Consider the following 18,281-nt stretch of genomic DNA (forward strand, 5'->3'; position numbering starts at 1 on the left):
AGGGCGATCACCAAAGGTTTGCTGAAGCCGGGCGATCGCCTCTGCGAAAAAATGCCTACCCACCGCCAGCAGGTTTACCCCTATCAGGTGGCGCTAATCGACCTTTATCTGGCGGCCCTGGAGTCTGGTGAACCGAAGCGGCTTGAATACCAGTACAAGGGCGAAATCTCTGGCTGGTACATGACCCTGGTTACGCCGCTCTCCACCGACCTGCTCTATATGACCTTTACGGAGGTGAGCGGTGTGATCCACGACCCGCTCACCGGTCTCTACAACCGTCGCGTGCTGGAGATGGAGCTGGAGGCTTGGGAGGTATGCCTCTTTATTGATCTCGATCGCTTCAAGCTGATCAACGATCAGCGGGGTCACTACCTGGGCGATGAGCTGCTTAAGGCTGTGGCGACGGTGCTGCAAGACCATGCCCAGACCTACAACGGCATTGCGGTGCGCAACGGTGGCGATGAATTTTTGCTGCTGCTGCCCGACTCCAACCCGACCCCCCCTGAGCCCTGCCCGATGCCGGTGGCCATCGCCACCAGCGTGCTCGAAGCGATTTTAGCGATCGAAATCGAAGGGGCCAGCGTCGGTGCCTCCATCGGCGTGGCCAGCGGCACCATCGACGCCTTTGAGGAAGATACCTCGATTAACCGACTGCTCCAGGCCGCCGAAACCGCGTTACGAGAGGCTAAGCGCAATCGTCGCTCTAACCTACCCCAGCACCGCATTCAGATGTGGAACAGCGACCTGGCCCGGCGAAGGCTGCGCCAGATCACCCTCGAAGCCTACCTAGAGCAGCGCAGCAGCGAAGCCGAGTTTTGGCTTGCCTACCAGCCTATCTGCAACATGACCACCGGTGCCATTGTCGGAGCTGAAGCCCTCATCCGGTGGGATTCGGCTCGTCTGGGAAAGGTCTCCCCCGCAGAGTTTATTCCGGTGGCTGAAGCCACTGGGCTGGTGCACCGCATTAGCGACTGGGTGCTCTGCCACGCGCTAGAGCAGCTGGCCCAGTGGCAGGAGATCGCCCCCCAATTTACGCTCTCCGTTAACATCAGCCCCCTAGAGCTGGAGGACGACGACTTTTTAGACCGCATCATGCAGCGGGTATCAGGAGCAGGCATTGCCAGCAACCACTTTGGCATCGAAATCACCGAGCGCGGCATCTACAACAACCTCGATCGCTACCTGCAAAGCCTACAAGGGTTGCGGGATATGTCGCTGCGGCTCAAGGTCGATGATTTTGGTATGGGGCAGTCGGGCCTGGCTCAGCTGTTGCAGTTTCGCTTTGATGAAGTCAAAGTCGATCGCTATTTCATTCCGACCAATGCTCAAAATTTGGAGAAAGTGGCGATCTGTCGGGCGATCGCAAATCTCTCGGAGGGCATCAACTTTAGCTTGGTGGCTGAGGGCATTGAGCAGGCCAGCCAGCGCGACCTCATGCTGTCACTGAACTACGCCTACGGCCAGGGCTATCTATTCTCCCGACCCATGACCGCCCTAAACTTGACAACCCTGCTGCGGGAAGGAACCTGTTTAGCCGCACTGTGAAGGGGCAGGCGAGAAAAACGGTAGCTGACAATACAAAATATTGCTATTTGGCGGAGCCGATTCGCCCTGGCGGCACCTTAGTAACAGCAGCACAATTCGCTGCTCACCAATCCCTTCATCCCTGGTGTTTGTCTATGGCCTCTATTTTGTCTGATGCTAACCGCCGTCTAGAGCGGGCGCTCAAGTACGTTTCGATCTCTGAGGATGCCTCCGAACGGCTGCGCTATCCCAAGGCCAGCCTTACCGTGTCGATTCCGGTGCGAATGGACAACGGCACCCTAAAGGTCTTTCAGGGCTACCGAGTCCGCTACGACGACACGCGCGGTCCCACCAAGGGCGGCATTCGCTTTCACCCCGATGTCAATCTTGACGAGGTACAGTCGCTGGCGTTTTGGATGACCTTTAAGTGCGCGGCGCTAAACTTGCCCCTGGGCGGAGCCAAAGGCGGCGTCACAGTGAACCCCAAAGAGCTGTCAAAGTTTGAGCTAGAGCGCTTGAGCCGGGGATATATTGATGCGATCGCCAACTTTATCGGTCCCGATGTCGACGTGCCCGCCCCCGACGTCTACACCAACCCCATGATCATGGGCTGGATGATGGATCAGTACAGCATCATCTGTCGCAAACTGAGCCCGGCGGTGATTACCGGCAAACCTCTCAGCATGGGCGGCAGCCAGGGGCGCGATACGGCTACTGGCACCGGAGCCTTCTACGTGCTGCAGGCGATGATGGCCAAGTTTGGCCAGGTGCCGCAAAACACCACCGTTGCCGTGCAGGGGTTCGGCAATGCCGGCAGCGTCATCGCCCGGCTGCTGTTCGATGCTGGCTATCGAGTGGTGGCGGTTAGCGACTCCCAGGGCGGCGTCTATTCCCCGTCAGGGTTGGATATCCCTAGCATTCAGCAGTTCAAGACCTCAACCCGTAGCCTCAAGGCGGTGTACTGCGAAGGCACCGTGTGCAACATCGTGAACGATCACTCTGTGCTCACCAACGACGAACTGCTGGCCCTGGATGTCGACATTTTGATTCCGGCGGCGCTGGAAAATCAAATCACCGCCGAGAATGCTGACACCATTCAGGCTCGCTACATCTTTGAGGTGGCCAACGGCCCCGTGACTTCCGAGGCCGATCGCATCCTAGAGGCCAAAGACATCTACGTCTTCCCCGATATTTTGGTCAACGCGGGCGGGGTCACCGTCAGCTACTTTGAATGGGTGCAAAACCGCAGCGGTCTCTACTGGTCGGTTGAGGATGTCAACGCTCGCCTCAAAACCATGATGGTGACCGAAGGCGAACGCATCTGGCAAATTGCCCAGGAACTGGCGATTTCTCCACGCACTGCTGCCTACGTGCACGCCCTCGATCGCCTGGGCGATGCCCTCAACGCCAAGGGCACCCGTGACTACTACGTCAGCGGTATCTAGACCCAGCGCATGCAGGATAGGCCTACGCTGACTGGGGCAACATCGCCGCCATTGCTTTCTCTACCCCCTTGGGGTCACTGAGCAGTTGGGCGGCGATCGCCTGGGCCTGTTCACCGGGGTAGACATCTTCAATGCCATCAATTACGGCTTGCAGCGCGGCTTGGGCCACTGTCTCTGGGGCTACCTTAGGCGGCGGAAAATCTTGGCTGCCCTTGGTGTCTACCGTGGCGGGCATGACGCCAACTACCAGAGTGTTTTGCGCCGCTAGCTCAGCCCGCACCCCCTGGGTCAAGATATAGCCCGCTCCTTTAGACGCGCTGTAGGAGGCATTCATCGGAAAATTCACTCGGCCTAAAATGCTCAGCATGTTGACGATCGCACCGCCACCATTGGCCTTGAGTACAGGCGCAAACGCTCGACACATCGCCAACGTACCAAAGTAATTCACCTCCATTTCGGCTCGCGCGGCGGAGAGATCGGGGGCAGAGATAAAGCCTTTGAGTAAGCCTATGCCGGCATTATTAATCAGCAAATTGACGTCGCTGCACTGGGCGGCGACAGCCTCTACGGTGGTTTGATCGGTAATATCTAACGCCACAGGAATAATGCGGTCTGGGTCGATAGCCACCAAATTATCTAAGCTGCTAAGCTGACGCGCCCCGGCATAGATTCGGGCTGCACCCAGCGATCGCAGGCTGTCGATATAGTATTGCCCTATACCACCGTTCGCTCCAGTTACCAGTGCTACAGCGTTCTCTACCTGCATGTCAGCGGCCTTTTTTCTAACCCATTTTCACAACGGTATACTGGGTGCCAAGGTTTGCAAAGTACTTACTTTCTCGTAAGTATCTAATCACCGCTGCGATCGGCCAAAATTTAACTATGTCAGAGCCAACTACTAAAGGAACAGAGTTTGTTAAAGCGACTCTGAATGTGCTGGGCGGCAAGTGGAAAATTTTGATTCTTTGGCATCTGCGCGATGAAACAAAGCGGTTTAGTGAGCTAAAGCGCCTCATGCCCGAAGTGAGTGAAAAAGTTTTGACTCAGCAGCTGCGAGAGTTGGAGGGTGACGGCGTTGTGCTGCGGGTTTCACACCTGAGCAAATCGCCCAAGGTTGAGTATTCTTTCACCGACTACGGTCGAAGCTTAGTGCCGGTGTTGCAGTCGCTGTGCCAGTGGGGAGAGGTGCATTTGGCTCTTTACCATCCATCCTGATCGCGACAGGTAGCGTTCTTGGGGATTGAAAGACCACCTGTCGTGATGTCTCGGCCTTCTTGACCAAAGTATTCTTGGCCTAAGCCGCAACAGCTACTTTTTGCGAGGTCCAACGCTCAGCGGCGACGGCGATGCGCTGGCCAAACAACTCCGAGGTGAGGCGATCGCCCGATTCGAGGGTGGCAGGGCTACCATCCATCGTCATGGGACTCTGGCCCATAATCCCCAAAAATGACCCCAAGCGGTTGATGCCGTCGGTTTTGCCCTGATACTGACTGGGCATGTCGGCTGCTCCCACCCACACCATGCCGTGTTGGGCCGCGTTGATGGATAGATACAGCAGCGTGCCCTGCTTGTCGCCGCTGGGAGAACTGGAGTGGGTAAACCCGGCGGCGATTTTGTCCTTCCACTGCTGCACAAACCAAGCCGAGCTAGCCCCGTCGATAAACGCTTTGAACTGGGCCGCTACGCCGCTCATGTAGGTGGGGGAGCCAAACATAATGGCGTCAGCAGCGCTCAGGCGAGCCATAAACCCGTCATCTTGCCAGCGACCAGCCGTGATTTGCTCGCCAGTAATGCGCAGTAGGTCGGCGGTGTGGCCCGCTGTGTGCACTCCAGTGGCGATCGCTTCGGCCATGAGGTGGGTGTGCCCACCCCCAGAAAAATAAACAATTGCGATGGTTGACATAGGGCGGTACGGCGAAAGCTACGTCTAGATACTAAAAGTAACTACTTACTGAAGTAAAGTAGGAACCTCAAAGTAACCAGTGGCTTGCAGGAGGAAGTATTCTGGTAGAAGAGCGGGCTAATGGGTGAAGACCTGTCCACGCCCTGCTCACGTCATTTTGAACCGTCCCCAACCTCCTATGGCCCGATTGACCAACGACCGCAGTTCCTGCCCCGTCAGCGTTTTGATGAACCTGCTGTCGGGGCCCTGGACTATGTACATCATCTGGATGCTTTCTACCAGTGGCCCCACGCGGTTTGGAGCATTGCGCCGCCAGGTGGAAGGAATCTCAACCAAAATGCTCACTGAGCGCCTGCGGATGCTAGAGCAAGAGGGCATTGTCTACCGCCACTACGAGCCCACTGTGCCGCCCCAGGTGACCTACAGCCTGACGGAGCGCGCGGGCGAACTGGTGACCATTCTCGACCAGCTCAATGGCTTAGCCCAGCGCTGGTACGGCGACTTGCCTAGCTGTGGGTCATCCCAGGTCCAACCAGAGGCGCTAGAGAAAGCTACAGTTTTGCTTTAAGGCTACTTTGAGCTGGCTTTTGTACTCGCGATCGGCGACGACATAAGCCCCAAACCGCTCCAGGTGGGGGTTCATCATCTGGGCATCGAATAGGGCAAAGTGTCGCTGCCGCAGGTGCTCGACCAGCTTGACCATCGCCACCTTAGAGCCCTCAGAAATGCGAAAAAACATCGACTCGCCAATAAACGCCCCGCCAATCACCAGGCCGAGAATGCCCCCCGCCAGCTCATCCCCCTGCCAGGTCTCAAAGCTGTAGGCCCAGCCCGCCTGGTGGAGTTCGGTATAAACCTGTCGGAGTTCGTCTGAGATCCAGGTGGTGTCGCGATCGGCGCAGCCGCTGACTACCTCCTCAAAGGCTTGGTTGATGGCGACCCGAAAGCGGTTTTGGTTAAGCGATCGCCGCAGCGATTTGGGGTAGCGAAAGCGATCGTCTAGCGGAATCAACGTACGCTGGCGGCTAGAGTACCAGCCCAGGTCATCGCCCTCGCCATCGGCCATCAAAAAGTACCCTTGGGAGTAACCGCGAACGATGGCATCTAGGTCGTACTTGATGGAGGTCACAATAGTTTGAGTAGATGGGTGCTCAAGGTGCGGGCAAGTAATGATTTTTGACGCTTAGCCGCCTTCACTCTAAGGCAGGAATCTAAGACGGTAGTATTGAGTGTACAAAAGGTTTTCCTGGTTTCCTCACCACTCAAGATGACTGACCCCCTTAGCCCCATTATGCTGCCGCCGCCAGAGGATGCTCAACAGGAGGGGCAGTGGCTCAAGGCAGCGTTGTTGACCTGGCTGAATGCAGAGTATCTGCCGGAACCGGCCAACCGCAAGATCGCCGAGCGCGTTTCGCAGGTGTTTGTCCGCCAGCGTATGGAGGGCGAAAACGATGTCGGCTCGCTAGTGATGGCGATCTTGACTGAGCTGCAAGCCTTTGATTTTTCTGAGAGTTTTTACGGCGAGTTTACCGTCGCCAACGCCGTGGGTGACCTCCTGTTTGATAGCTTGGGGATCGATCGCTGCTGCGGCCGCTCCACCACCCTGGAGGCCAGCCGCGTAGGCAAGCTATCCGATGGCGGCGATGCCGAGAGCGAGATTACCTAACCCAAAGCGATCAGTCGTTATCCTAGGGCTATGACTTCACTGACCCTAACCCTCGACCCGGTGGTGCGGCTCACCCGCGAACAGTTCTATGAGCTGTGCAAAGTTAACCACGACATTCGCCTCGAACGCAGCAGCACAGGAGATTTAATTCTCATGCCACCCACCGGCTGGGAGTCTGGTCGTCAAAATTCCAAGCTCAACTTGCGGGTAGGGGCCTGGGCCGAACAAGATGGCACAGGCTTCGTGTTTGACTCTTCCACCGGGTTCTCTCTCCCAAATGGAGCCGATCGCTCGCCCGATGTCGCCTGGGTAGCAAAATTGCGTATTGAAGCCTTGGCCCCAGACCCAGCTAAGTTTTTATCCCTAGCCCCCGATTTTGTGATTGAGCTGCGATCGGCGACGGACAAGCTGGCTACCCTTCAGCACAAGATGGCTGAATATCGTGACTGTGGCGTGCGGCTAGGTTGGCTAATCGATCCCAAGGAAAAACGAGTAGAAATCTACCGTTTGGGGCGACCTCCAGAGTATTTGAGCCAGCCGGAACAGCTCTCTGGAGAAGAGGTTCTGCCCGGTTTTGTGCTGGTGATGGCCGAGATTTGGGGATAGATAGTTACGTGATTTCTGTAAATTCCCAAACAAAAGGGTCTTGAGTATTGCTCAAGACCCTTTTGATAAGCAAACCCTAAAGACTTTTACAGAAGCCCTAGGTTGGTTCAAAAGGCGAAAGTCTGCCTTACCAGCTCGACTTGACGACTCCGGGCAGCATACCCTGGTGAGCCATTTCGCGCAGCTTGTTGCGGCACAGACCAAAGTCGCGATAGTAGCCCCGGGGGCGACCGGTCATCCAGCAGCGATTGTGCAGGCGAGTCGGCGCGCTGTTGCGGGGAAGTTGCTGAATTTTGCGGTGGACTGCCACCTTCTCTTGCTGGTTGGCAGCTTTGTCAAACTCTTCTAGCAGGGCCTCACGCTTCTTAGCGTACTGCGCTACCATCTTTTCCCGCTTGCGCTCCCGCGCAATCATGCTTTTCTTAGCCATTTGGTTTCTCTAGCCGTAAGACCTTTTTATCACAGACACAGTCTACTACTATACGCGACTCAACCCAGGAGAGTAAACCCCGGCACCCAGGTTTTTTCTGGGTCCCCTCTCGGTGGCCCAGGTGGGACTATCTCATGGATGACTCCACCTATAAAATGGGTTCGGTTTTCTGCCCTCTAAATGGCTGAAATAGCCAACTACATTAGAACGAGAGGTTTTTTATTGCCGAAAGAATTGTTTGGCAGGAGTAACGATGACAAGCTTAATCACCTGGATTTTCTTTGCCTGGGCTATTGGCATTATTGTGGTGCAGTTCATTAGTTAGCAGTTAGTACCCGTACTTCAGTGCAGCCCTATATCCGTTTCAGCCTCGGTGGTGGCTACTTCTAGCGATCGCTTCCACTACACCCCCCCGCTGCTGTCCAATCGGCTTAACGCATTCTGGTCAAGCCCAATCTGGGCTACCCCGTCGGGCCACCTGTTACCGTCAGCATGGCGGTGCTGCAAGCAGTCATACGAGGGCTTCAGGAATACAGCCCTAGCGCTGAAATCTTTATCGTTGAAGGGGTTTGCTCTAAAGTCTCCTTCGACACCATGATGGCTAAGCTTGGTGTCCAGCAGCTTTTATCAACAAAGGTTCAGCTGCTCAATGCCGATGAGCTAGAGCTGGTCGAATACCCTAACCGCTCTCCCAGCCCGGTGCGGTTCAAAACCATGTGGGCACCTAAGCTGCTGCAAAAGGTCGATTGCTGCCTCTCAGTTAGCGCCTTTAAGCGCACTTAGCTAGAAAGGCGCACCGCTGATTTCAGCGTCCCTGAAAAACCTCTACGGCCTCTTTCCTAGAGAGAAATACAAAGCCCGTAGCGCCAGTTCACGTGGACAGCTACATCGCCCGTCGGTGTCCCTAGTCTTGCAGGATGTTTACTACACCCTAGAGCACTTCTTCGCGGAGGGAGTGGTGGATTGCACCGAAAAGTTCATCAGCCGTGACTGGCAGCCCGATCGCGGCGACGGTGTTCCCATTGGCCAGGTGATCTACGGTGATGACCTGCTAGCGGTAGACAGAACAGCCTGCCAAGTGGGTCAAGAAGATGTCCCCGATTACATCACTGTTCTAGAGCATCAGCGCCAGGGTTAACGAGAAAAAATGAAGGTGGGAGCGACATCCTCTGGGCGGTAGCCGGCGGCAATGCATTGGCTCATGGAGTCGGCCACAGCTAAGCTAGCTGCGGTAGCCACGCCTACGACGCAGTCAGAAAACCGCACGGGCAGCACGCTGCTGCGGCAGTTGTTTAGCACGGCGGTAGAGTTGGCGACCTCTAGACCCTGGTGAATGTCGCTGACGCAGGTGGCTAGCTCCTGGGGACGACGATCGCTCTGGCAGGCCACTAGAGCCTGCTCGGCATCGACTTCGGCGACACCGATGACGTCAACGGTGCAGCTGGCCAGATCGATGGGGTATAGGGCTTGGCCACAGGCCCCAGCGGCATCCGGCCCAGCAATGCCAGCTCCGATTAGGCGGCTAGCGCAGGATTCAAAATCATTGGCGATCGCTTGAGGGGCAGAGAGAATCACCATGGAGGTTGTCAGCCCTGTGATTAGGGCAAACGGTATTGCAAGGCACTGGCGATGGGTGACAGAAGTTAGAAAGTGAACCATAACAGAACGTTAAAGGTTATATCGCTTGGTTAACGGGCGTAATTAGCGGTTACAGTCTGTTGGTCAATTGATTACAGAGGATTAGTCCTCTAGATTAGCCTGGGCTCCATTGGCTTTAACCAATGCTTGCCCTCCTCAATGTTTCTGGTCGTTGAATCTTCTACAGTGAAGAGTAGCAGGAAAAACTCAATTTCGTGACGCAGAGGTTAAGGCAGTATGCACCTGAGTGACATAACTCACCCCAATCAACTCCACGGTCTATCTATTCGCCAGCTCGAAGACGTGGCCCGCCAGATTCGCGAAAAGCATCTGGAAACCGTGGCGGCCAGCGGTGGGCACTTGGGCCCTGGGCTAGGGGTAGTGGAGCTGACCCTGGCCCTATATCAAACCCTCGACCTCGATCGCGACAAAGTCACCTGGGATGTGGGCCACCAAGCCTATCCCCACAAGCTGATCACCGGCCGCTATCACGACTTTCACACCCTGCGCCAAAAGGATGGGGTGGCGGGCTATCTCAAGCGCAGCGAGAGCAAGTTTGACCACTTTGGCGCTGGCCACGCCTCCACCAGTATTTCAGCGGCTTTGGGCATGGCTTTGGCTCGCGATCTCAGCGGCGACAACTACAAGGTGGCCGCCATTATCGGCGACGGTGCGCTCACTGGCGGTATGGCTCTAGAGGCCATCAACCACGCCGGTCACCTGCCCCACACCAACCTGCTGGTGGTGCTCAACGACAACGAAATGTCGATCTCACCCAACGTGGGCGCAATTCCGCGCTATCTCAACAAAATGCGCCTCAGCCCGCCGGTGCAGTTTCTCACCGACAACCTTGAAGAGCAATTCAAGCACCTGCCCTTCTTAGGTGAGTCGTTGTCTCCTGAGCTCGACCGAGTCAAGGAAGGCATGAAGCGCCTGGCGGTGCCCAAGGTGGGGGCCGTGTTTGAGGAGCTGGGCTTTACCTACATGGGGCCGGTGGATGGCCACAACCTGCAAGAGCTGATCACCACCTTCAAAGAAGCTCACAAGCACACCGGTCCCGTGCTGGTGCATGTGGCGACTACCAAGGGCAAGGGCTATGCGATCGCCGAAAAAGACCAGGTCGGCTACCACGCCCAGTCACCTTTTAACCTCTCCACCGGCAAGGGTATTCCTTCGACTAAGCCCAAGCCCCCCAGCTACTCGAAGGTGTTTGCCGAAACCCTGATCAAATTAGCTGAAGACAACCCCAAAATTGTCGGCATCACCGCGGCCATGGCCACGGGCACCGGGCTAGACAAGCTCCAGCAGGCGCTGCCCAAGCAGTACATCGATGTGGGCATTGCCGAGCAGCACGCTATTACCCTGGCCGCTGGCTTGGCTTGCGAAGGCATGCGCCCCGTCGCTGCCATCTATTCCACCTTCTTGCAGCGCGGCTTTGACCAGATTGTCCACGACGTGTGCATTCAAAAGCTGCCGGTGTTCTTCTGCCTTGACCGGGCGGGCATCGTCGGGGCCGATGGGCCAACCCACCAGGGGCTCTACGACATCGCCTACCTGCGCTGCATTCCCAATATCGTGCTGATGGCCCCCAAGGACGAGGCCGAGATGCAGCGGATGATGGTAACTGGGATTGACTACAAAGCGGGTGCGATCGCCATGCGCTACCCCCGAGGTAGCGGCTACGGTGCCCCGCTAATGGAAGAGGGCTGGGAGCCTCTGCCCATTGGTGAAGCGGAAGTGCTGCGCCAGGGCGACGACGTGCTGCTGTTGGGCTATGGCTCGATGGTTTACCCCGCCATGCAAACCGCCGAAATTCTCAGTGAGCACGGCATTGAGGCCACTGTGGTCAACGCCCGCTTCGCCAAACCCCTCGACGAGGCGCTGATTTTGCCCCTGGCTCGGGAAATCGGCAAGGTGGTCACCTTCGAAGAGGGCTGCCTAATGGGCGGCTTTGGCTCCGCCGTGGTGGAATCGATCATGGATGCTCAGGTGCAGGCTTCAGTGCTGCGTATCGGTGTGCCCGATGTGCTGGTGGATCATGCCTCCCCCGACCAGTCGAAGGCCTCTCTGGGCCTAACTCCGCCCCAGATGGCTGAGCGCATTCTCGCCACCTACCAGGTCGAAAAACCCGCTCTGGTTCGATAACCTGCACAACAAAGTCCCCCAATGAGTTACTCACTGGGGGACTTTGTTTTTTGCTGATTTATTATTCAATCGCTAGAGAAACCTGGGCACCGCCCACGGCTCGCATTGGCCCGAGCACTTCGACAATTTGCTGATAGCTCAGCTGATAATCGGCTTTTAAGACAATTACGCCCTTCGGATCTTCAGCGAGATACTGCTGAATTTGCTGAGCCATCGTGGCTGAATCAACGGGCTGCCCTGCCAAGTAAAGCTGCTCTTGTTGATCTAGCTCAACGATCAGCGGGTCTGGCTGGCCAACAGCACTACCGCCCGATTCGGTCGAGGGCAGCTGAACATCGACTGCCTGCTGATTAAACTCAGCCGTCATTGAAATGATGATGAAAAACACCAGGATCGTCATTAAGACGTCCATCATAGGCACGAGGTTGATCTCGGGCAAATCACGCTTGTCAGATTGAGCCTTAAATCGCATGGAATGTCCTTCAGGCGTTACTAGAAGAGTAGATGAGTCAAGCGAACTCCAATCCTGACCGCTTAATCATAGCAACCCTTTAGCTGACTCAAGAACTCGTCTATTCACGCTTGGCCAGCGACTGGAATGTCAGAGAGTAGTTATGCGATCGCACTTTTTAACCGCCTCATCATGGGGAAACTGGACAAAACGAAGGTAGCGATACCAACCGCCTGGCAGGTCGTCCTTTGATAGTTCCGTGCTCTAAGCCTCAACTGGGTTGCAGCGAATTTCTACCATAAAGCCGTCGGGGTCGTAAAAGTAGACGCCGCGCCCGGTGGGTCGGGTGACGGGGCCGTGGGCGATCGCAACCCCATTCGCCTCCAGTACTGCCAAGGCCTGATCGAACTGCGCGGGGTCAATGTCAAAGGCCAGGTGGTAAGCGCGGGTAAAGGATTTTTCGGGATCAGGATCGGGTGGTTCCAGATCGGGAGCACCAAATAAATCGAGAATCAGGCCGTCGGGGGTAACAAAGTTAGCGACCTTGCCCGTGGCTACCAGTTCTTTAAGCGTGTCATCTACCTCATCTCCGGTTAACTCCTTGAGGCCTAGCAATCCGCCATAGAAGCGCCGTGAGGCAGCCATATCCTTCACGTTCAACGCCAGGTGGTGGATGCGGCGCAGTTGACCGGGTAGCAGAGCGGTTAACGTTGCAGGGCTGGTGCTCATAGAACGCGTCCGAGAAAAGAGCGAATTATGATGGATTATAGAACTCCTACTGCGCTCAGTCCCTTAGCCATCGCCGATCAAACCCTCGAACTCACCGTCACTGTCCCCGACCCCGACCGGCTCGATCGCTGGCTGACCGCCAACGTGGACGAACTTTCCCGTAACCGCGTTCAAAAGCTGATCGATTGTCAGTATGTGCAGCTCAACGGCCAGCTCTGCACTAATAAAAAAGAGGCAGTGCAGGTGGGCGATCGCATTCGTCTCACCATTCCTGCACCCAGCCCGCTGGAACTCATCGCTGAGGCCATTTCCCTCGATGTTCTTTACGAAGACGAGCATTTAATCATTCTCAATAAGCCCGCTGGACTGGTGGTGCATCCTGCCCCTGGCAACATGAGCGGCACCCTGGTCAACGCCATACTGGCCCACTGCGGCGACCAGCTGTTGGGCATTGGCGGCGTGCAGCGCCCCGGCATTGTGCACCGGCTCGACAAAAACACAACTGGGGCGATTGTGGTGGCCAAAACCGACCTGGCCCACAGTGACCTGCAAGCCCAGATGAAGGCCAAAACCGCCCGCCGCGAATACCTGGGCTTAGTCTACGGTGCGCCCAAAACCACCTCCGGCACGATTGATGCGCCCCTGGGCCGTCACCCCATCGATCGCAAAAAGCATGCCGTCGTTCCCTTAGAGAAAGGCCGCACCGCCGTTACCCACTGGCAGGTGGAAGAACGCTTGGGCAACTTCTCGCTGCTGCGCTTTCGCTTAGAAACCGGGCGCACCCACCAGATTCGCGTCCACAGTACTCACATGGGCCATCCCATCGTTGGTGACCCTACCTACGGTACTGGGCGCGATGTGGGGGTGAAGCTGCCCGGTCAGGCGCTCCATGCCGAGCGGCTAGAGCTGCGCCATCCAATGACGGGGGAGACAGTAGTGGCGATCGCCCCCCTACCTGAGCACTTTCTCAAGTTGTTGACCGTGCTCAGGAGCCGGTCGGTTTAGCCAGACAATGGCCTGGGGCGATGGGGTTGAGTGGATCGGCGCTAGCGGCAATTACAGAATGTTTTATGGGCAACGATGTTGCATTGGTCACAATGGAGTTAAGTGTTGATTAAGCGAGCCCGGCAAGCGGCTTACGGTGGGCAGACTAAACCATAATCGAGTCGGTCTAGGGCATCCAAACGGCGATCGCAGCCGTACTGCTACCAAGTTCTGACCTTTGTCCTTCCCAGTTGTGATGGCTATGCGTCCTCCTCTGTCTCAGCTGCCACGGCCCTTGGGCCATACTTCAGAACAAAACAGACTAGGCCATTCAGACCGGTTGCTCACCTTTGCGATCGGGTTTTTAGCCACCACCTGGTTAGGAACGGCTACAGTCAACTCTCTTTGGGCTGCACCAGAACTGCCCTCCATTACCCAAGACCTTAGGGGCAAACAAGACGCTTCGACTCCTAGTCTGCCGCCCTTACCGACGCCTCTTCCCGACCCCATTATCCCAGACGTAACGGGCATCATTGGCCTTACCCCAGCCGCCAACGACGACATCGGGGTCGGACACCTGCGTCCCGTCAACCTGTCAACCGATACTACGGAGGGCCTCTCGGGCGCTAGCTGGCTTCGAGATGTAGCCCTACCCATTTACCCCAGTCCAGACAGTGCCCACTGGGGATGGCTGATCAACGGCTGGCTTGTGCCCAACGGCGGGACCCCTCTAGCCATTGGCCGCGATGCTGCTTTTTCTATGGTGCAAACTGAGCAGCAGGTTTACACCTTTCCAGTTTTAGAAATTCGCTCCGATGGTTGGTTTCGTTTCCAATACACTCCTGCCGGAGCCGCCTGGGCCCACATCTCTCACCTGGAGCTAGGTACCGTGCCTCTCACTGTTGAAACTTGGGAGTCATCTATGCAAGATGCCTCTCGGATTGAGTTCCGGCGACCGGGTCTGGCTCAACCTATGCGATTGGCACCCAGCGGTACCGCCCCGCTCCAGGCCCTGGTAGGCTCTAACAGCATCATTCAACCTCTCGATCTCGAAGGCGACTGGCTGCGGGTGCGGGTTACTCAACCGGCCCAAGGGTGTACCGCCCTGCCTGGCTCTAGCATCTCAGAGGGCTGGGTCCGCTGGCGCAGCGACGCCAAGATTCCTCTGATTTGGTTTTCATCGACCGACTGCCAATAGAGACAAGAATTGTCCTCGTGGCCAGCTGTGTCGGTTAGTCTGGCAGGCGTTCTAGCAATCTTTGCAAACGAATTTTGGCCATCACGTAGAGCGGAAATTGGTAATGCTCGGCGATCAACCAGCCCACCATGGCGCCGTGGGCGGCTAACGTACCGATCGCCCAAACCAAAGACCAGTTCACTCCCGTAGCTTCTAGGGGTGGGAACACGTAGCCCCCCAAGGCAACTAGACCGGCTGGGAGAATGACCAGGGTCAACCCTACTAGCCAGAGAATTAGAGTGAGGTCTCTCCGGCTTTGGTAAAGCGGTTGCCAACGCCAACCCTGCCAGCGCCAGCCCATGGGCTGTACGCTGTCTACCACATGCACCGTTTGCTGGTCGAGGTTGACTTCAAAAATATGGCGGCAAAAGCTACAGGCGTAGGTATCCATCAATGTCATTGATTGAATTTGCCCATGGCGGCAGACTGGGCACTCGTAGGCGTCCCCTTCAAGCCCCAGCGATCGCGGTGCCCCTCTTTTACCAAAAGATGTCTGACTACCGCCCATGGGTAACTCCCCCAAGCTGACTGACTGACCGCTAAGGTATCAAGCGCCACTGATTGATTGGACTAGCGCTATCTGCTCCTAGCCACCTAGCTAACCCCTTCTGTATATCAATCTTAAGTTGGGTGAGCCGCTAAACTTAAGCAAAACTTTGCTTTGCCAGCGTTACAGCTATGGTTGGGAGTGCCAAACCGCTAAAGAGCACTCACCATGGGAGCCCCAACAGTACGAGTGTAGTCCTTACCGTCATAGGTCAGCACTACCATGGGCTCTTGCCCAGACATGTCCACTGATTTAAGTCTGATGCGACCACCAGCTAGCATGTCGCCCTGGGCAACACGACGGCTGACGGTGCTACCAGGCTCGGTGATAATCACGCTAATGCCGCTGCCTACTTGAACTACGCCGCTCACCACCACTTGGTCGACCAGATTTTGAAAGGCCGGGCTGCCGGTGGGTGCAACAGCAAGGTCTGTGGGAGTAGGCGGCACGCTACCGGGTAGGAAGGGGGCCGGTAGGTTAGGCAGGGCCACAGACTGGGTCACTTGGGGCAGAGGGGGCAAACTCTGGGTTGCCGACACTGGCACCGTCGGTAGCGCCTGACCTCTGGCCACAGCAGGGGCTGGCGTCAACACGGCTGCGGCCGGTCTGGAACGCGATACTTTCGGGCCTGGCAACACTACTGAGGCAAACGGATCAGAACGACCAGCCGCGATCGCTTCTACGCGAGCCTGAGGAGAGGTAGAGCGCAGCAGGCTCGGGTCGGCCAGCCTCAGCGGTGGCGATGCCGCATGGAAAGGTTTTGATTGAAAGGGAGTAGCCGCTTCCCCAGTAGCGGGGGTCAGAGCGCTATCGGCGGCTTGGTCGGAAACCGGAGCGACCTCGGTGACCTCATTGGTGCGGGAGTCGGCTGTGGTGAGTTTTATGGTAGCCCCAGCCGCGATCGCCAGCAGCAAGCCCCCTGCGATCGCAGAGTACAGCTTCCGGTTGGCTAGGCTTTTTAGCTTGGGCTCTCTAGCTTGCCTTGGCTTGGCAGAGTAGGTCATCACGGCATCTCCCCACAAAATCCCCCTAACCATAGCGAATTTCTCAGAAAGTGGCGCATTTCCGCTAGGGATTGGGGGCAATTTGCGGAGCGTAAAGCCTACGGCATCCCAGAAACGGGAGCCGGCTCGGAACGAGCATCCCGGCGAAAATCGCAGGGCAACAGCGCCATTTGTGTTAGACGAGAGACTCTACAGCCCCGCTAGGGGTGCTCTGGCGCCGCTGGTGCTTAGCCTGCAGCTGCAATAGCAAAGCCTCGGCCTCGGCCTGCAAGTGCAGCAGCTCCACCTGCTGATTGGGGTGGTAGGGAGCCTGGCGCACTTCAATCCAGCAAATTTTATCGTTGGCAGCGGGGGCTGTTTCACGGGCAACTGGGGCTACAGCTCCTAGAGCTTCCTGGGGGGCTGCCGCTGGTTCTAGGTCTGCTCCATTGGATAGAGCCGTTGCCTGAACGTTAGCGCGGTCTACGGAGGCGTTCATGGGCGAAGTTGGGTAGAGAATTGTACTCAGTCAGAAAGTTAAGACATTTTAACCATCCTGTCCAGCAACCAATCTTAAACCAGGCGATCGCAAACCGCAGCGTCGACTTAGGGCAGTTCGTGAACTGGAAATCCTCCTCGGAATACAAATCTCAGCTCCATTGGTACTAAAAACACCGCTCTTGAGCGGTTGGGGTCAAGGCTCACGGTAAACTAGAAAACAAAGGCTGAGCCTTGGGCTAGGTCTCACTCCCTAGGTCTTTAGCCTTCTATCCCTATCGTCAACCTACCGTGACCCTAAGCGTAAACCCAGCCGCCACCGCCGTTTCCCGCTCTCTCACCGCCGGGCTCCAGCCCTGGCCAGGTTTGATTGAGGCCTATCGATCCTATCTACCTGTTTCCGATCAGACCCCGGTGGTTACCCTGTGCGAGGGCAACACGCCGCTGATTCCCATGCCAGTCCTGGCTCAACACATCGGTAAAGATGTAAAGGTGTGGGTCAAGTACGACGGTCTCAACCCCACTGGCAGCTTTAAGGATCGGGGCATGACCATGGCTATCTCCAAGGCCAAAGAGGCCGGGGCCGAAGCGGTAATCTGCGCCAGCACGGGCAACACCTCGGCCGCTGCTGCCGCCTACGCCCGCCGAGGCGGGATGCGGGCCTTTGTGCTGATTCCCGATGGCTATGTGGCGCTCGGTAAGCTGGCTCAAGCCTTGCTCTACGGGGCCGAAGTGCTAGCCATCAACGGCAACTTTGACGATGCGCTTACCATGGTGCAGGAGTTGGCGAAGGATTACCCCATTACCCTGGTCAACTCAGTCAATCCCTACCGCCTAGAGGGGCAGAAGACCGGGGCCTTTGAAATTATCGACGCTATGGGCGATGCCCCCCACTGGCTGTGTATTCCAGTGGGCAACGCGGGCAACATTACCGCTTATTGGATGGGATTTTGTGAGTACCATCAGCAGCGCAAATGCAGTCGCCTACCCCGCATGATGGGCTTTCAGGCCGCTGGGGCTGCCCCCCTAGTGAATGGTCACGTGGTGCGCGACCCACAAACCCTCGCTACCGCTATTCGCATCGGTAACCCCGCTAGCTGGACCAAGGCCGAAGCGGTGCGCGATGCCAGCCAGGGTGAGTTTAACGCCGTTACCGATGCAGAAATTTTGGACGCCTACCGCCTGCTAGCCCTAGAGGGGGTGTTTTGCGAACCCGCTAGCGCCGCTTCGGTAGCAGGGCTGCTAAAGGTCAAAGACCAGGTGCCCGCCGGGATCAATATCGTCTGTGTGTTGACCGGCAACGGCTTGAAAGACCCTGACACCGCGATCGCCCACAGCAACAACCAGGTCAAAGGGGGGCTGAATCCAGACCCTGATATCTTAGCCAAGGCCATGGGCTTTTAATGCCGGTTAATATTTGCTGCCGTCCGAAATCGGTAGACGTGCTGCTGTAGCAATATCTGGAGAATGTGAACCGCGTTCAACGTCCTTCCAG

At 56.7% G+C, this 18,281-nt stretch carries 19 protein-coding genes and 2 pseudogenes; 11 read left to right on the forward strand and 10 right to left on the reverse strand.

From position 1 onward, the window contains the following. Both H6F59_RS22365 and H6F59_RS22370 read left to right on the forward strand, forming a co-directional pair. On the forward strand, positions 1-1,545 hold a 1,545-nt coding region (locus H6F59_RS22365; protein ID WP_190705952.1), incomplete at its 5' end, for a bifunctional diguanylate cyclase/phosphodiesterase. A 134-nt stretch (positions 1,546-1,679) separates the two neighbouring features. After that, on the forward strand, positions 1,680-2,969 hold the full coding sequence (locus H6F59_RS22370; protein ID WP_190705954.1) for a Glu/Leu/Phe/Val dehydrogenase: 1,290 nt from the start codon (positions 1,680-1,682) through the stop codon (positions 2,967-2,969). A 22-nt stretch (positions 2,970-2,991) separates the two neighbouring features. Here the strand turns inward: H6F59_RS22370 and H6F59_RS22375 are convergent, their stop codons facing one another. Further along, on the reverse strand, positions 2,992-3,735 hold the full coding sequence (locus H6F59_RS22375; protein ID WP_190705956.1) for an SDR family oxidoreductase: 744 nt from the start codon (positions 3,733-3,735) through the stop codon (positions 2,992-2,994). Positions 3,736-3,851: 116 nt separating this feature from the next. Here H6F59_RS22375 and H6F59_RS22380 point away from each other — a divergent pair, with 116 nt between their 5' ends. Beyond that, positions 3,852-4,184, forward strand: a complete 333-nt coding sequence (locus H6F59_RS22380) for a helix-turn-helix domain-containing protein (RefSeq protein ID WP_190705959.1) — start codon at positions 3,852-3,854, stop codon at positions 4,182-4,184. A gap of 79 nt (positions 4,185-4,263) precedes the next feature. Here H6F59_RS22380 and H6F59_RS22385 read toward each other — a convergent pair whose 3' ends face one another. Further along, a complete protein-coding gene (locus tag H6F59_RS22385; RefSeq protein WP_190705964.1) occupies positions 4,264-4,872 on the reverse strand; it encodes a flavodoxin family protein in 609 nt (202 codons plus the stop codon). A gap of 178 nt (positions 4,873-5,050) precedes the next feature. On the opposite strand from H6F59_RS22385, the gene H6F59_RS22390 reads away from it, so the two are divergent. After that, positions 5,051-5,440 (forward strand): helix-turn-helix domain-containing protein, encoded by a 390-nt coding sequence (locus H6F59_RS22390; RefSeq protein ID WP_190705970.1) that lies wholly within the window; start codon positions 5,051-5,053, stop codon positions 5,438-5,440. Here the strand turns inward: H6F59_RS22390 and aat are convergent. Further along, a complete protein-coding gene (gene aat / locus H6F59_RS22395; protein ID WP_190515615.1) occupies positions 5,414-5,992 on the reverse strand; it encodes a leucyl/phenylalanyl-tRNA--protein transferase in 579 nt (192 codons plus the stop codon). The two genes, H6F59_RS22390 and aat, sit on opposite strands and share 27 nt — an antisense overlap. Before the next feature lie 147 nt (positions 5,993-6,139). Here aat and H6F59_RS22400 point away from each other — a divergent pair. Beyond that, positions 6,140-6,466: pseudogene (locus H6F59_RS22400) on the forward strand (hypothetical protein); the annotation flags it as partial. A gap of 102 nt (positions 6,467-6,568) precedes the next feature. Beyond that, complete coding sequence (locus H6F59_RS22405) at positions 6,569-7,144, forward strand: Uma2 family endonuclease (RefSeq protein ID WP_190705977.1); 576 nt, start codon at positions 6,569-6,571, stop codon at positions 7,142-7,144. Positions 7,145-7,271: 127 nt separating this feature from the next. On the opposite strand, the gene rpsN is transcribed toward H6F59_RS22405, so the two are convergent. Beyond that, entirely contained in the window at positions 7,272-7,574 is a 303-nt protein-coding gene (gene rpsN / locus H6F59_RS22410) for a 30S ribosomal protein S14 (protein WP_190515003.1), read from the reverse strand. 376 nt (positions 7,575-7,950) lie between these two features. On the opposite strand from rpsN, the pseudogene H6F59_RS27740 reads away from it, so the two are divergent. Further along, positions 7,951-8,712: pseudogene (locus H6F59_RS27740) on the forward strand (DUF362 domain-containing protein). Here the strand turns inward: H6F59_RS27740 and H6F59_RS22420 are convergent. After that, on the reverse strand, positions 8,709-9,233 hold the full coding sequence (locus tag H6F59_RS22420) for a hypothetical protein (protein WP_190705979.1): 525 nt from the start codon (positions 9,231-9,233) through the stop codon (positions 8,709-8,711). The pseudogene H6F59_RS27740 and the gene H6F59_RS22420 overlap by 4 nt on opposite strands. Positions 9,234-9,449: 216 nt before the next feature. On the opposite strand from H6F59_RS22420, the gene dxs reads away from it, so the two are divergent. Then, complete coding sequence (gene dxs, locus H6F59_RS22425; protein WP_190705982.1) at positions 9,450-11,357, forward strand: 1-deoxy-D-xylulose-5-phosphate synthase; 1,908 nt, start codon at positions 9,450-9,452, stop codon at positions 11,355-11,357. Between the two features lie 61 nt (positions 11,358-11,418). Here dxs and H6F59_RS22430 read toward each other — a convergent pair whose 3' ends face one another. Beyond that, on the reverse strand, positions 11,419-11,829 hold the full coding sequence (locus tag H6F59_RS22430) for a biopolymer transporter ExbD (protein WP_190705985.1): 411 nt from the start codon (positions 11,827-11,829) through the stop codon (positions 11,419-11,421). 243 nt (positions 11,830-12,072) lie between these two features. Then, positions 12,073-12,537 carry a VOC family protein gene (locus tag H6F59_RS22435; RefSeq protein ID WP_190705988.1) on the reverse strand — a complete coding sequence of 155 codons (465 nt, stop codon included), beginning with the start codon at positions 12,535-12,537 and terminating at the stop codon, positions 12,073-12,075. Between the two features lie 27 nt (positions 12,538-12,564). Between H6F59_RS22435 and H6F59_RS22440 the strand changes: the two genes are divergently transcribed. Continuing rightward, entirely contained in the window at positions 12,565-13,542 is a 978-nt protein-coding gene (locus tag H6F59_RS22440) for an RluA family pseudouridine synthase (RefSeq protein ID WP_199325932.1), read from the forward strand. A gap of 235 nt (positions 13,543-13,777) precedes the next feature. Then, complete coding sequence (locus H6F59_RS22445; RefSeq protein WP_190705989.1) at positions 13,778-14,719, forward strand: hypothetical protein; 942 nt, start codon at positions 13,778-13,780, stop codon at positions 14,717-14,719. Positions 14,720-14,753: 34 nt separating this feature from the next. Here the strand turns inward: H6F59_RS22445 and H6F59_RS22450 are convergent, their stop codons facing one another. The 3 genes from H6F59_RS22450 to H6F59_RS22460 all read right to left on the reverse strand — a co-directional run bounded on the left by H6F59_RS22450 (position 14,754) and on the right by H6F59_RS22460 (position 16,787). Beyond that, on the reverse strand, positions 14,754-15,266 hold the full coding sequence (locus tag H6F59_RS22450) for a DUF2396 family protein (RefSeq protein ID WP_190705990.1): 513 nt from the start codon (positions 15,264-15,266) through the stop codon (positions 14,754-14,756). 191 nt (positions 15,267-15,457) lie between these two features. After that, positions 15,458-16,309 (reverse strand): hypothetical protein, encoded by an 852-nt coding sequence (locus H6F59_RS22455; protein ID WP_190705991.1) that lies wholly within the window; start codon positions 16,307-16,309, stop codon positions 15,458-15,460. 175 nt (positions 16,310-16,484) lie between these two features. Next, positions 16,485-16,787, reverse strand: coding sequence for a hypothetical protein (locus H6F59_RS22460; protein ID WP_190705992.1), 303 nt, complete (start codon positions 16,785-16,787; stop codon positions 16,485-16,487). Positions 16,788-17,077: 290 nt separating this feature from the next. Between H6F59_RS22460 and thrC the strand changes: the two genes are divergently transcribed. Next, on the forward strand, positions 17,078-18,190 hold the full coding sequence (gene thrC / locus H6F59_RS22465; RefSeq protein ID WP_190705993.1) for a threonine synthase: 1,113 nt from the start codon (positions 17,078-17,080) through the stop codon (positions 18,188-18,190). The last annotated feature ends 91 nt before the right edge of the window (positions 18,191-18,281 follow it).

The sequence above is a fragment of the Nodosilinea sp. FACHB-141 genome (genome assembly GCF_014696135.1).
Taxonomy (GTDB): Bacteria; Cyanobacteriota; Cyanobacteriia; order Phormidesmidales; family Phormidesmidaceae; genus Nodosilinea.